This is a genomic window from Lysobacter arenosi (assembly GCF_016613475.2).
In the GTDB taxonomy this organism is placed as follows: Bacteria; Pseudomonadota; Gammaproteobacteria; order Xanthomonadales; family Xanthomonadaceae; genus Lysobacter_J; species Lysobacter_J arenosi.
Genome location: NZ_CP071517.1, coordinates 3436117 through 3449352 on the forward strand (window position 1 = coordinate 3436117; position 13236 = coordinate 3449352).

15 protein-coding genes are annotated in these 13236 nt (G+C 64.6%); 7 read left to right on the forward strand and 8 right to left on the reverse strand.

The window, feature by feature from the left end; genetic code table 11:
- Window positions 1-34: 34 nt before the first annotated feature.
- Both HIV01_RS15725 and dcm read right to left on the reverse strand, forming a co-directional pair.
- Window positions 35-496, reverse strand: a complete 462-nt coding sequence (locus tag HIV01_RS15725) for a very short patch repair endonuclease (RefSeq protein WP_245156833.1) — start codon at window positions 494-496, stop codon at window positions 35-37.
- 31 nt (window positions 497-527) lie between these two features.
- On the reverse strand, window positions 528-1901 hold the full coding sequence (gene dcm / locus HIV01_RS15730) for a DNA (cytosine-5-)-methyltransferase (protein ID WP_200609040.1): 1374 nt from the start codon (window positions 1899-1901) through the stop codon (window positions 528-530).
- Between the two features lie 190 nt (window positions 1902-2091).
- On the opposite strand from dcm, the gene HIV01_RS15735 reads away from it, so the two are divergent.
- Window positions 2092-2844, forward strand: a complete 753-nt coding sequence (locus HIV01_RS15735) for an HNH endonuclease (protein ID WP_200609038.1) — start codon at window positions 2092-2094, stop codon at window positions 2842-2844.
- Between the two features lie 18 nt (window positions 2845-2862).
- On the opposite strand, the gene HIV01_RS15740 is transcribed toward HIV01_RS15735, so the two are convergent.
- The gene (locus HIV01_RS15740; protein ID WP_200609037.1) at window positions 2863-4179 is read right to left on the reverse strand and encodes a type II restriction endonuclease; all 1317 of its coding nucleotides are present in this window, start codon (window positions 4177-4179) and stop codon (window positions 2863-2865) included.
- A 207-nt stretch (window positions 4180-4386) separates the two neighbouring features.
- On the opposite strand from HIV01_RS15740, the gene HIV01_RS15745 reads away from it, so the two are divergent.
- The 3 genes from HIV01_RS15745 (at window position 4387) to HIV01_RS15755 (ending at window position 6864) form a co-directional block, all read left to right on the forward strand.
- A complete protein-coding gene (locus HIV01_RS15745) occupies window positions 4387-4974 on the forward strand; it encodes a hypothetical protein (RefSeq protein ID WP_200609035.1) in 588 nt (195 codons plus the stop codon).
- A gap of 183 nt (window positions 4975-5157) precedes the next feature.
- A complete protein-coding gene (locus HIV01_RS15750) occupies window positions 5158-5904 on the forward strand; it encodes an SDR family NAD(P)-dependent oxidoreductase (protein ID WP_200609033.1) in 747 nt (248 codons plus the stop codon).
- Between the two features lie 138 nt (window positions 5905-6042).
- Window positions 6043-6864 carry an energy transducer TonB gene (locus HIV01_RS15755; protein ID WP_200609031.1) on the forward strand — a complete coding sequence of 274 codons (822 nt, stop codon included), beginning with the start codon at window positions 6043-6045 and terminating at the stop codon, window positions 6862-6864.
- A 12-nt stretch (window positions 6865-6876) separates the two neighbouring features.
- On the opposite strand, the gene HIV01_RS15760 is transcribed toward HIV01_RS15755, so the two are convergent.
- The 3 genes from HIV01_RS15760 to HIV01_RS15770 form a co-directional block, all read right to left on the reverse strand.
- Complete coding sequence (locus HIV01_RS15760; RefSeq protein WP_200609029.1) at window positions 6877-7605, reverse strand: oxygen-binding di-iron domain-containing protein; 729 nt, start codon at window positions 7603-7605, stop codon at window positions 6877-6879.
- Between the two features lie 109 nt (window positions 7606-7714).
- Window positions 7715-8266: a hypothetical protein gene (locus tag HIV01_RS15765; RefSeq protein ID WP_200609027.1), complete on the reverse strand. Its 552-nt coding sequence runs from the start codon at window positions 8264-8266 to the stop codon at window positions 7715-7717.
- Window positions 8267-8295: 29 nt separating this feature from the next.
- Window positions 8296-8706 (reverse strand): DUF2784 domain-containing protein, encoded by a 411-nt coding sequence (locus HIV01_RS15770; RefSeq protein ID WP_245156834.1) that lies wholly within the window; start codon window positions 8704-8706, stop codon window positions 8296-8298.
- A gap of 90 nt (window positions 8707-8796) precedes the next feature.
- On the opposite strand from HIV01_RS15770, the gene HIV01_RS15775 reads away from it, so the two are divergent.
- Window positions 8797-9921, forward strand: coding sequence for a helix-turn-helix domain-containing protein (locus HIV01_RS15775; RefSeq protein ID WP_245156835.1), 1125 nt, complete (start codon window positions 8797-8799; stop codon window positions 9919-9921).
- Here HIV01_RS15775 and HIV01_RS15780 read toward each other — a convergent pair.
- Window positions 9886-10581: a DUF2306 domain-containing protein gene (locus HIV01_RS15780; RefSeq protein WP_200609025.1), complete on the reverse strand. Its 696-nt coding sequence runs from the start codon at window positions 10579-10581 to the stop codon at window positions 9886-9888. The genes HIV01_RS15775 and HIV01_RS15780 overlap by 36 nt on opposite strands.
- Before the next feature lie 166 nt (window positions 10582-10747).
- Here HIV01_RS15780 and HIV01_RS15785 point away from each other — a divergent pair, with 166 nt between their 5' ends.
- Both HIV01_RS15785 and HIV01_RS15790 read left to right on the forward strand, forming a co-directional pair.
- Window positions 10748-11983: an MFS transporter gene (locus HIV01_RS15785; RefSeq protein WP_245156836.1), complete on the forward strand. Its 1236-nt coding sequence runs from the start codon at window positions 10748-10750 to the stop codon at window positions 11981-11983.
- A gap of 87 nt (window positions 11984-12070) precedes the next feature.
- The gene (locus tag HIV01_RS15790) at window positions 12071-12580 is read left to right on the forward strand and encodes a DUF1697 domain-containing protein (RefSeq protein ID WP_200609021.1); all 510 of its coding nucleotides are present in this window, start codon (window positions 12071-12073) and stop codon (window positions 12578-12580) included.
- Between the two features lie 12 nt (window positions 12581-12592).
- On the opposite strand, the gene HIV01_RS15795 is transcribed toward HIV01_RS15790, so the two are convergent.
- A complete protein-coding gene (locus HIV01_RS15795; protein ID WP_200609020.1) occupies window positions 12593-13132 on the reverse strand; it encodes a DUF6630 family protein in 540 nt (179 codons plus the stop codon).
- Window positions 13133-13236 lie beyond the last annotated feature (104 nt).

Consider the following 13236-nt stretch of genomic DNA (forward strand, 5'->3'; position numbering starts at 1 on the left):
GTCGAGAACCGTGAGCTGCGTGCCCGGTCCATGTTCACTGCACCTCGGACGCTGGGTCACTCGACCCGTATTCTTCACGCAAGCCGTCGGGGCCAAGTTCGCAAGTGGGAGCATCCGAGAGCAACCATGATGCGGATAGCTGTGCCAAGTCCTCGGGCGTGAGTCTCGTTGGCCCCTTCAGCGCACACTCCCAGATTGTAAGAACGCGCCATCCTGCAGCCGCCAATGCCAAGAGAGCCGCTCGGTCCCGCTTCTGGTTGGCCGAAATCTTCGACAGCCAGAAGTCGGTCCGTGTGCCGGGGACTTTGAACATATGGCAGCGGTGACCGTGCCAGAAACACCCATGTACGAGGATCACCGCCTTGTGCTTTGGAAATACGATGTCCGGCGTGCCGGGCAACGCCCTGACATGGAGCCGGAACCGGAAGCCAAGGCGGTGCAGGATCTTCCGGACCGCCAGCTCCGGCTTTGTGTCACGTGCGCGTATCGCGCGCATGTTCCGCGCGCGTGCTTCGGGGGCATGGACGTCAGACACGCCTGCGTTTGACTGCCTTCCTTGTGGTGGTGGTCTTTTCAGATTTCTTCGCCACGAGGATTCGTGGCTTCATCAGCTTTGCGACCGCGGAGAACACCGGAACGACGACTGAGTTTCCGAACTGCTTGTAGGCTTGAGTATCCGACACCGGAATTCGGAATTCCGATTCGCCCGGTGCGTCATAACCCATAAGACGGGAGCACTCCCGGGGCGTCAGGCGACGTGGGCGATTCTTCAGATTCTTTGGGTCTTCGAGCGGCTTGCAATGATCAAAGCCACGATCCACGAGAATCTCTGAGCCGTCCTTGTAGTAGCGGGCGGACAGTGTCCGGGTCACGCTGTCTCTGGAGACCAGGCCGTAGCCGAACCCGTTTCCTTTGGCCTTGTGCTTGATCGAGTAGTTGAACAGGTACTCCCACAGCTTGTGAGTGAGGATGTACTTGTCATCGACCTTCTTGTCGAGAATGTCGCCCAGCGCGGGCTTGTCCTTCGGGAAGTGCTTTGCAACATCCCTGAGCGTGAAGCCCTCATGGACATTAAGGTCCTTCCGAAACCCCACCAGCACGATGCGCTCGCGATGCTGCGGGACGAAGTTCCTCCCGTCGATGACCTTAGGATCCTTCTCTGCGTCATGTACGAGGTCGGAAACCCAATAGCCGAGCTCACTAAGGGTCTCGACGATGACCTTGAACGTGCGACCCTTGTCATGACTCTTCAGATTCTTGACGTTCTCAAGGAGAAATGCGGCAGGACGCTTCGCCGCCAGTATCCGGGCGACGTCAAAGAACAGCGTCCCTTGCGTCTTGCACTCAAAGCCGTGAGCGCGGCCCAATGCATTTTTCTTGGAAACTCCGGCGATCGAGAACGGCTGGCAGGGAAAGCCGGCCAGGAGTACATCGTGATCAGGCACCACTTCATCAATGTGCCGGTAGGCCTTTGCCTCGGATACATCATCGCGGTCTGACAAGGTGATCTCACGAATATCACCGTTAAAAGTGTGATGTTCCGGATCGCAGTGGTAGTTGGCCTTGTAGGTGCGCACGGCCTCCTTGTTCCACTCGCTGGTGAGCACGCAGCGCCCGCCTATTGCCTCGAAACCTCGCCTGAGTCCGCCGATGCCAGCAAACAGATCGATGAAATCGAACTCGTGCGACTTTGTGCTGGCGGGCTTTGGCAGCAGAGCCTCCAGCGCCTTGTACTCGACATGGCTAAGGCTCGTTGAAGCTTTTCCATTGAGCCAGCGGTTGAGGGTTTCCCGACACGGCGCGCCCGGGCTCACGGAGGCCAGGTAGGCCGCGATGTATTTCTGGTCGTAGCTTTCCAGTACTCGCCGGAGAAGTACGAGCTCTTCTTCTTGTGGGGTCATGTCTTTGTTCGCCCTGATTTAGTGACAATCTATCACTCATTTGACCCAGCGATCCACCGAGACCGGTCTGCGTTCAATTGTCCGGGCTCGCGTCGCATGCGCTGAGAATCCGGACCGGTCGCAGCCTGTTGAGGTCCGGTGCAATCACCAATAGCCTTATGAACCTCGGTCGACCCGGACTCAGTGCGCAATGCCACTCGCATGGAGCGAAATCTTTGAGAACTTCGGTGTCAAGCGGGTCTCGGCGACTGACATCAAGAGGTCCGCCTATGTTCTCAATAAACCGCAGCTCGCTGTCATTGAGGCGGCCGGGCTCAGACCTTCGCCGCATCGCCCGGGAACCCAGTTCAATGTCACATTGCTGTTCGATCCCAGGCCGTCCGTCAGGGCGAGCTACTACCACGCTATGCGCGAAGGGGCGGGGCGCCCGCCCGAAGCACGGCTTGGCACTGAGATCATCAGCGCCTGGTTGGAGAAGGGTGACGCCGTCGTCTTGGGAAACATCGGGTCCCAGGTCTACGCAGCGAAAGTGCCATCATCGGATGTCACCGTCCTGGACGTAGCAGATGCCGTGGCAAGCAGGGCGACGCCTGCCAGCCGGCGGGCGCTGATTGCCAGGGCGAAGCAGGCAAAAGGAAAGCCCGCAAGGAAGACGGTCACCAGCAACGACTTTGTTCGTGACCCCTTAGTGGTTATGGGCGCGCTGGCGCGGGCTGATGGCAGATGCGAAATGCCCGGGTGCACACGTGCCCTGTTCAAGCGAACAGACGGTAGGGTGTACTTGGAGGTTCACCACATCCAAAGGCTGGCTGACGAGGGTGATGACACCTTGGACAATGCCGCCGCGCTATGCCCGAGCTGCCATCGCGAGCTACACCACGGTGCCGAGCAATACGGACTGCAACAGGCACTGGCGGACCAAGTCGGCAGCCTTTCCGTCTGAGCAGGTGTTCGCGAGAGCTCAGGTCAGGTGAAACACAGGAGCGCGAATGAGGGCAGGACGCCGGTCTCGCACCTGGTCCCGGAAAAACTGCGCGAACGTGATCACGTTGCCGTGCTTGTCGTAGTCGCTTTCTTTCAGCGATTCGGGAACGACTAGGCATATCGAATGTGCCGACATGTCGATGATCGCATCGTCGGAAATCCGATCGTCAACGGTGGCCAGAAAGATGGGGCTGGCGAATCGCTCCAGCGTGATCTGCTTCCAGCGCTCCCGCAGCGTGGTCTTGGCAGACAGCACCAGTGAAATGCCGTGCTCCTTCGCCTTGGGCCCCAGTGCTGCTCCGTCGGGCATGACGAAATCCGGCCGCCGCCCCCCAGTCACGGCTTGGGCCTGGTAGCGGACGCCGCCGTCTTCAAGCATCCGGCGAATGTGGTGCTCGAAGGACATCCCTGCCCTTGACTTGCGGTGCTGGCTGGCACTGAGGAAAGTTGCATTCAGATCACTGAAGCCGCGCACAACTGAGGTGGCAATATCGGTGCTTCCGCCTTGACTGGTGAGGATCCGCAGTACCTCGGCCGCGCGATGACGCATCTCTGCACGCCGATACAGCCGATACTCGATGTCGCGACTGATTTCCATGACCGCGTTGCCCGGCGCGTCGAGTTCAAAAGGGTTCAGCGAACCAGACCGCCCCCTGAGGAACTCCTCCTGGGCCATCAAAGCCAGTGTTTCCGTGGCGGGCAGGGCGGCCGATGCAATGAACGAAGCAAGCGTCCCGCACTTGAGCGCTTCGGTCAGTTCTTCAATGAGCATTTCATTCTCGTCGCGGGCCCGACTGATGAAATCTGCCGGATTGACGAGAATGCTGTGGAAGTTGCTGTCGAGATCGAAGAAGGTCTCGAGGACGCTGGCTGTCTCTGATGCGGAGTCGACCACAAGGGCCCACCAGGCTGGGCCGTCGGCGCCTTCAAATGAACCCATGACCAGGATAGATGCCGGAGTAAGGCCGGCGAACTGTTCCCGGGGCAGGCGCGTGAGATGCGTTTCAGGTCCCTTGTTCGAGTAGTGGACGACGCGGGAGAGCTTCAGCTCACCGGTTTCTGGCCAGACGGTCTGAATAAGGGCTTCGAAGATGTGCGACTTGTCGGCATTGACGTTGGAGAGTGCAGGAAAAAATCCGGCGGCACGGATGTCGTGGGGTACATAGAAGCCAGCCTGATGCTTGTCCCGGTCATCGGCCCAGGAGCAGTCGTTGCGGGAAAGCTTCTTGATCCATACGGTCTGGCTCTTCCCAAGCCATCCCAGGATCTGCGGCCAGTCGACTTCGTACGACAAGGACAGCGCCCCAATTCGGCATAGCCGTGGGCAGCAAGCGTAATACACATTCTCCGCCACGATGCTACCGATCAGGCGGATGGATGACGCTTGGTGGCCCTAACAGGGCCAACCATCGCCACCCCAAGAATTCGTCCCATCCCCCACCGCCGGGCCATGCGCTACCCTCCGGCCGTGCCGGCAACCGGCACTACTACAGGGGAAAACATGAAGATCGTTCACAAGGCAGCGCTGGCCTTGGCCGCCTGCTGCGCGGTGGGGACCGCGTTCGCTCACGAGTTCGTCAACGGCACCTACGGCATCGTCGGTGGCAGCTACAGCATCAAGGTCGAGAAGCAGGGCGATTCGCTGGTGGTCGTCGAGCCGAACAAGACGTCGACCTATTCGCCGCAAGCCGACGGCAGCTACCATTTCTTCAATCCCAACACCAACGCGACGTATGGCCTGCGCGTGGTCGATGGCGACACCATCGAGGCGTTCAAGCCCGGTGTCGACGGCAACGTGCCGACCCAGCTCGACCTCATCAGCGCCGCCAGCGCCGCCGCGATCGCGAGCGATGACGGCGACGGCGACGGCATCGGCTCGATTGCCGAGAAGTACGAGGCGCTGGCCAAGAGCGATCCGGGCAACGCCCACGTCTGGAGCGCCTGCGCGACAGCGGCCTACTCGCGCAGCACGTCCAACGACGCCGAGTTCGCCGAGTACGTCGGCCTGGTGACACAGATGCTCAAGCCGATCATGACCGACGTTTCCGGCACGCCGTGCGCGGATGCGATTCCGGCAAGCCTCTGGTGACGGACCGTGAATCGCGCCATCGGTGGCGCGATTCACCTTCCCTCGGGTCGTCGTCCCGCCATCCCGCACGCGGGATGTTCATTCCCTGAAATCCCCTCTTATCTCCGCCTGGGCTGGCTCCAAGTCTTCCGGGAGCGGTGGCCATTCGCCATTGCCTATCTCCCACTTCCGGAAAAAAAGATCATGAGCAAGCTTGCAGGCAAGGTCGCCGTCGTTACTGGCGCTTCCAAGGGCATCGGCGCCGCCATCGCTACCGCACTGGCCGCCGAAGGCGCGTCGGTCGTCGTCAATTACGCGTCCAGCCAGGAGGCCGCCGACGCGGTCGTGGCGCGCATTACCGCCGCTGGCGGCAAGGCCGTCGCCGTGCGCGGCGACGTGTCCAGCAAGGTCGACGCCGAGGCGATCGTGGATGCGGCCGTTGCAAAGTTCGGGCGCCTCGACATCCTCGTCAACAACTCGGGCGTCTACAACTTCGCGCCGCTCGAAGATGTCACCGAGGCTGACTTCCACCGCCACTTCAACATCAACGTGCTGGGCGTGCTGCTGACCACGCAGGCAGCGGCCAAGCACCTGGGCGAGGGCGGCAGCGTCATCAACATCGGCTCGCTGGTCTCCCGCATCACGCCGCCGGGCAGCGCCGTATACACCGCCACCAAGGGCGCGGTGGATGCGATCACCGGTGTGCTGTCGCAGGAACTGGGCCCGCGCAAGATCCGCGTCAACTCGATCAACCCGGGCATGGTCGAAACCGAGGGCTCCATCGCCGCGGGCTTCATAGGCTCCGACTTCAACCACCACGCCGTCGCGCAGACCCCGCTGGGTCGCATTGGCCAGCCCGATGACATCGCGTCGATCGCGGTCTTCCTGGCTTCGGACGCCTCCGGCTGGCTCACCGGTGAGCTGCTGAACGCGGCTGGCGGCATGCGCTGACCGTTCGGCGGGACGGAGGCACCGTGCCTCCGTCCCGCCTGCTTGCGGGCGCCGGGTCGTGCGAATATCGCCGGGCTGACGCGATGCCTGGGGAGGCCGCGCAGCTGGAGGGGCCGTAGCGCTCCGCTGGGGGATCTCTTGAGAGCACGCAACGCCGTCGCGTGGATGGCGGTCGCCATTGCCCTTCCGCTTGCCGGGAGCTGCCTTGCCGCGGACCCGGTAGTGACGCCGCCGCCGCCAGTGCCCGCTCCGCCGCCGATTCCGCCTCCGCCATCGGCGCCCGCGTCGGATCCCGCGCAGTCCGTGCGGCTGCCCGCGTACGTTCCGCCCTTCAAGCTCAGCAACCAGCCGCCCAGACTGCCGGAGGTGGCGTTGTGCCGGCAGCTGACGGGCCTGACCAAGCTCCTGCTGACCATCTCGCCGGCAGGATCGGTGGTGGACGCGGTCGTCGAGAAGTCCAGCGGGCATCCGTCCCTGGACAGCGCTGCCTACGCCGCGGCCAAGGAATGGAAGTTCCGGCCGGCATTCGAGTACGGCGTTCCGGTTCACTCCAGGGCACGCGTCCCGGTGGACTTTGTCGCTCCAGCGGAATGGCCGCACTGCAGCCAGGGCGTACGCGTCCTGTCCACCTTTACCCAGCTCGGAGCCGAAGGCAGCGACACGGGCGCGGCCATGTTCACGCCGATGTTCGCGCCGAGCGACAAGGTCAGCGCGGTCGTCGAGTATGTGCTGACTTCCCCGGACGCAGTGGGCCAGTCGCTGAGCGTCCGCTGGATCTACCTGGACGACGCCGGTCATCCGGTGGTCCACCACGAACAGACTTCGCCGCTGCAGGAAGGCGGGCGCAAGCGTTTCGTCCTGTCCGGTGCGCAGCCCGGCGGTTGGAAGCCCGGGCGCTACCAGATTGAAGTGCGGCTCAAGGACGACATCCTCGGGCAGGGGGAATTCGCCGTCCGCTGAAGAGGCTGCTGGCTAGTGCGCCAGCTCCGCCGCCAGCGCGCGCAGCAGTGCCGCACCGTCCCCGCGCCATGCACTGCCGTGCATGCACGCCAGGGTGTGCGGGTTCGCCTGCGCCAGCTTCTCCAGGATCGCGCCGCTGTTGGTCGCGTGCGCGTAGTAATCCATCTGATGGCGGAAGGCTTCGCTGGGCCCGAGCACGTCGGTCTCGGTCAACGACAGGTGTCCGGTCCCCGGTTGGGTGAACAGGTCGCCGCAGAACATCGTGGCGGTGTGTTCCTCCATCAGGTAGCCGCATTCCCAGCCATGCGGCAGGTGCGGTGCGTCGAACCAGCGCACGCGATGACGGCCAAGCGACAGCACTTCGCCGTCGGCGAGTGCGCGCGGCGGCCGGTCGGCGAGGTCGTTCATCGACACCATCGCCGCGATCGTCCCGCACAGCGGAGTGGCGTGCGGTGCCACTGCCAGCCACTGGTTCATCGAACCGCATTCATCGGCCTCGACATGCGAGAACGCCACATGCCGCAATCGCTCAAGCGGCATCACGCTGGCCACCGCCTCGGACACCATCGGGAACAACCCGCGCAGCCCGGTATGGAACAGCAGCGGCTCGTCATCGACGACCAGGTACTGGTTGAACGAGAACGGCGTGTTCCCCGGCAATGCCACCGGCGTATTGATCCGGTAGATGTGCTCGGCGATCTCGTGGACGTTGGTGCCTGACTGGCGGTTGGTGATGGTCATGGCGGCTCCGGGGGCGGCCGCGGGCGGAATTCGGGCCGACATTCCGGGTCAACGCAAGGACCCGGGCGAGGGGGTCAGAGAAGGAGCCGGACAAGCCGGACGGTGACCTTCAGGGATCTTCGTCCAATTGGGCCGTGAGCTCGTCCATGAAGAGCTGGTGAGCCTTGGGCCAGATTGCAAGGATGGCCTTCGCTTGAAGGATCTCGGTCCGTATCCGGTCTGCTTGCGGCTCCAGCAGGTCCTTAAGATCCTGAATGCCTTCGCTGGTACGCAGGTTGAACCCTTCCAGAAGGTGATGCGCCAACTGGTTTCGTTCGTTGACCAGGGCCGCTAACTGAGCTGTCTTCCACGCTTGATACTCCGGCCCTTGAATCCGGAACTGGACGCGAATGGTCGCCGGTGACTCAGCGGGCTCGGTGGAGTCACCTTCGCCGAACACTGTTTCACGATAGCGCCCAATCAACTGGCCGAGCGACTGCTTCGCCAAGGAGGCGCGTCGCGCTTCCAGGCATGCCTCGAGCTGATCCTGATTTGAGCCTTCCAGATCGCTGATGGTAGTAAGTAGCTTCAGTGCCATTTCCAAATGCTGGAAAAGCACGAAATTTCGACCAAGCATGCGGAACGCTTCGTCGCGGGTCGCCTTCAATGGATCTTCGTTCATGTCACGACTGTAGCTCTAGTAGAAGAGCCTCAGCCAGCTCGCCGCCGCGGACGAACAAACACCCACTCCACCACCACCAGCGCGGCGAACGCCGAGTACGCCGCGACGAACGCCCACCACGGCGCTTCGAAGAAGATCAGCCGCGACAGCCAGTGGGCGATGAACGACTCGCGGTAGACCGGCTGTCCTGCGTGTTCGCGCAGTGCCTGTTCCCAGATCGTCAGCGGGCACAACGCACCGAGCCAGGCCTGTGCGGCGATAAAGACCATCAGCAGCACGTGCGCCAGCCGCCAGCGGAAGCCTCGCACCCACTGCCACCCGCGCAGGCCGCCGATCAGCACCGCCACCGCGCCCAGTACGACGAAGGCGACGATACCGACGTGGAGGACCAGGATGGCGTCGGCCAGAAGGGCCGCGGTGGTGGGGGACATCATGTCCATGACGCGGACTCTACCGGGGTGGTCAGGCAGTCGCCGACCGACGCCGCTTGCTTCAAGATGCCGCGGTCGCCGTCAGGTCAGCCACCACCCGTGAACTTCTGGAGTCTCGTCTTCCTGATCGGTGCCGCGCAGGCCGCGCTGCTGGCGCTGGCGTTGTGGCGGCGGCCGGTCAATGTGCAGGCCAATCGCGTGCTGGCGGCCTGGATCGCGGTGATCGGCTTCGACCTGGCGGTGAAGGCGGCGTACTTCCACGGATCCTCGATCGAGCTGCTCAAGCTGTATCGCTTCGTCGGGTTGTTCCCGTTCCTGTATGGCAGTGCGTTCTACCTCTACGTCCGCACGCTGACCCAGGGCCGCGCGCCGGGTTTGCGCGATGGCGTGCATCTGTTGGGCTTCGTCGCCGCGCTGGCGGTCAACGCGCAGTGGTTCCTGATGGATCGCACGCAGACGCAGGCCTTCCTGGCGGACCTGGCGGCAGGCGGATACTGGCCGGGCGCGCCGTGGCTGGATATCGGCCTGTTCGGCTACAGCCTGTCGTACGTGGTGGCGGGGCTGGTGCGCGTGCGCCGCTATCGCCGAGAACTGTTGCAGCGTCGTTCCGATGCCGATCGCATGTCGTTGCACTGGATCGATGCGATGGCCGCCTCGCAGATCGTGATCTGGTGCATCGCCGTGACGCAGTGGCAGCTGCGCATCCCGTGGATCGACTATCCGCTGATCTATGGCGCCGTCGTGGCGTGGGTGTTCGTGGTCGGCTACCTGAGCCTGAGCCAGGTGGCGGTTGCGGTGCAGGCGCCAGCGGCGAGCGAGCCCGCTGCCGAGATTCCGGCCGTCGACGATCCGCGCTTCGCCGAAGTCGAGGTACGCCTGACCCAGTTGATGGAGCGCGATCACCTTTTCAGCGAACCGGCCCTCACCATCGGCCAGCTGGCCAAGCGCAGCGGCTATCCGGAGTACCTGGTGTCGGCGGTGATCAACCGGCGCTTCGCCGGCAACTTCTGGGACTACATCAACCGCCAGCGCATCGAGGCCGCGCGCGCCTGCCTGGCCGATGCCGGCGACGCGCGCACCATCCTCGACATCGCCTATGCCTGCGGCTTCACCTCGAAGTCGACCTTCAACGCCGCCTTCAAGCGCCAGCTGGCGGTGACGCCGAGCGCGTACCGCCAGGCGCAATCGTCAACCGTGGCCGACGCCGACGCCGACACGCGATAGCGGACGCGGGGACAACCACTTCGCGCGGATCGATGGCCAATGCAGCCACAACTCGCTCAGCGCCAGGTTCACCGTCCAGCAACTCCACGCCGCGAAGATGTAGACCGGCACGAAGGGCAGGTGCAGGACGCCCTGGCCGATGCCGAGCGTCAGCCGCAGGGTGATGGCCGAGGCGGTGAGGGCGATGCTGCGGATCATCCAGCGCCGGTGCAGGGCGAGGTCGCCGGCGATCGCATGGCGTATGCCGATGCCGGTCACGCCCATCCACAGGACGGCGAGCAGGGCGAAGGCGATCCCGGAAGCGGCACCGCCGGTGGCATGCGTCGACAGGGACAGCCCGCCGAGGCCGCCGATCAGCACGCCCGCGGTGTAGAGACCGCCGCTGAGCCGGTGCAGGCGGGGCACGTAGCGGCGGATCGACCCGCTCAGTTGCAGCGGCGCCAGCAGCAGCGCCAGCCCGGCGCCCATGAAGTGCGCCGGCACGTCGAGGCCGGACAGCACGAACTTGGCCGACATGAAGTCCTGGGGCCCGTGGTAGCGATACATGTAAGTGAAGGCGTAGGCCGAGACCGCCAGGCACAGCAGCAGGAACAGCAGGGCGAGCGTCCAGCGCAGCGCCCGCGAACCGAGTCTTCCGAAACGTTGCCAACCGCGATTCATTGCCTGCCTCCTTGGTCTGGGAGGCCTGAGGTTGGTCGTCTGGACGTGCGCAGTCGTCCGAATCGGGGGAGTCGTACGCCCTGCGGGGGCGCTACCGCCAATAGCTGCAACGCTGTGGCCCGCCAGCACGGTCCCGTCACTTGCTGCAATGCAGCATAATGGCCCCATGCCTGCTTCTCTTCCCCACGCCGCGCCCGCCGCGGCGCCGTCGCCCGTTCTTTCGCCGCGCCAGGTCGCGCTGATCCTGTTCGCCCTGGCCATGGGCGGCTTCGCCATCGGCACGAGCGAGTTCGTGGTGATGGGGCTGATCAACGAGATCGCCCGCAGCATGGGCGTCAGCGAGCCGCAGGTCGGCCACGTGATCAGCGCCTATGCGCTGGGCGTGGTCGTCGGTGCGCCGCTGCTGGCAATCCTGGGTTCGAAGCTGTCCCGCCGCAGCCTGCTGCTGGCGCTGATGGGCTTCTATGCCTTCGGCAACCTGGCCAGCGCGATGGCGCCGGATTACCACACGCTGATGCTGGCCCGCTTCGTTGCCGGCCTGCCGCACGGTGCCTACTTCGGCATCGCCGCGCTGGTCGCCGCGCGCATCAGCCGACCGGAGCAACGCGGCGCCGCGGTCGGCCGGGTGATGCTGGGTCTGTCGATCGCGTTGCTGGTCGGCAATCCGCTGGCCACCTGGCTCGGCCAGGCGTTCGGCTGGCGCTGGGCATTCGCGCTGGTGTCGGTGATCGCGCTGGCGACCGTGGCCATGACCATGCGCGTACTGCCGCGCGGCATGAACGCACCACGCCCGGATGCGCTGCGCGAGTTGCGCGACTTCAACCGCAAGCCGGTGTGGCTGGCGCTGGGCATCGGCGCGATTGGCTTCGCCGGCATGTTCTGCGTCTTCAGCTACCTCGCGCCAACGCTGGTCAACGTCACCGGCGTGTCCGAAACCTTCATCCCGTTCGGCCTGGTCGCCTTCGGCATCGGCGGCATCATCGGCACGGTCGCCGGCGGCTGGCTGTTCGATCGGCTGCAGTTCCGCGCCGCGCCCGTGGTGCTGGTGTGGTCGATTCTGGTGCTGCTGCTGTTCCCGCTGGCCGCGAAGTCTGTGTGGACGGTGCTGCCGGTGGTGGTCGCGGTCGGCACGATGGGTGCACTGGCGACGATCCTGCAGGCGCATCTCATGGACGTAGCCGCCGAGGCACAGACGCTCGCCGCGGCCTCCAACCACTCGGCCTTCAACATGGCCAACGCGCTGGGCCCGTGGCTGGGCGGCATGGCGATCACCGCCGGTTACGGCTGGACCTCGACCGGCGTGGTCGGTGCGGCCATGGCGGTGCTGGGCTTGCTGATCTATGCGTGGGCGCGGCGTGATGCGGCGCAGGCGCTCGACGTTGTCCCCGCGAAGTCGGTATGACGTGATGCCGTTGCCAGGCTGAGGGCCTGGGTCCCGGCGTTCGCCGGGACGACGGCTTGGGGCGTGCGACCGCTATCCTTCCCGCCCATGGCCACCTACATCGCCCTGCTTCGCGCCGTGAACGTCGGCGGTACCGGCAAGCTGCCGATGGCCGACTTGCGCGCCATGTGCGAAGCCGCCGGTTTCAGGAACGTGCGCACCTACATCGCCAGCGGCAATGTCGTGTTCGAAACGCCGGGTACCGCGGCCAAGGCCAAGGCGGCGCTGGAGACGGCGCTGGAAAGCTATGCCGGCAAGCCGATTGGCGTGGCGATCCGCACCGCGGCGGAGATGGCGCAGGTGCTGGCCGACAATCCCTTCCCCGATGCGGCGCCGAATCGCGCGCTGGCCATCTTCCTCGACGCGGCGCCACCGGCAGACGCGCTGGCCACCGTGCGCCATCGCAGCGACGAGAAAATCGCGCTGGGAAAGCGCGAGATCTACGTGCACTACGGCGAGGGCATGGCTGCCTCGAAGCTGGTCATCCCGGCGGCGAAGGCCGGCACGGGGCGCAACCTCAATACCGTGGCGAAACTCGCGCAAATGGCCGCGACGTAGCGGCCAGGCGCATCACCCCGCGCCCGGGCGCACGTGGAATCCCAGCGCGCCGGCAACGGTCCGCAACGCTTCGTCGTCACGCTGCAGGGTCATGAAACCGGCGTGCGTGTCGTGCCCGGTTTCCCAGGTCCACAGGGTGTAGTGGTGTTCGCGCAGGCGGTCGTAGGCGACGTTGATCAGTGACGGGACCTCGGCGTCGGACAGGAAGTCCTCGTCCGTCGGGTCTTCCACGCCCCATTCGATGCGCAGGTTGAAACGCGACGCCAGCTCGTCCAGCACTTCGATCAGCCCGGCCGGGTCGCTGTCCTCGACATGGAAGCCCGACTTCCAGTCGATCACGTCGCGGATCAGTTCCACCGGATCCTCGCCTTCGTCGAGCGAATCGCGACAGGCCTGGAACTGCTGCATCGCCGCGTCTTCGTCGCCGGGGTTGATCAGCAGCAGGAGTTGCCACGCCACCGCTTCCAGCGCCGCTTCCTCGTCGATGTCGGCGTCCGCGCTGAATGAACGGGCGAAGTTGTCGTCGGGGTCGTATTCGGTGTGGGTGCTCATGGCGCGCTCCGCCGATTGGCCGGGGTCAACAGGATACGGCGATCGCGCGTGTCGCGCTCTGTCCGGCGGAGGTCGTGCCTCACGTCGGGTTGTTCGCAGGCACG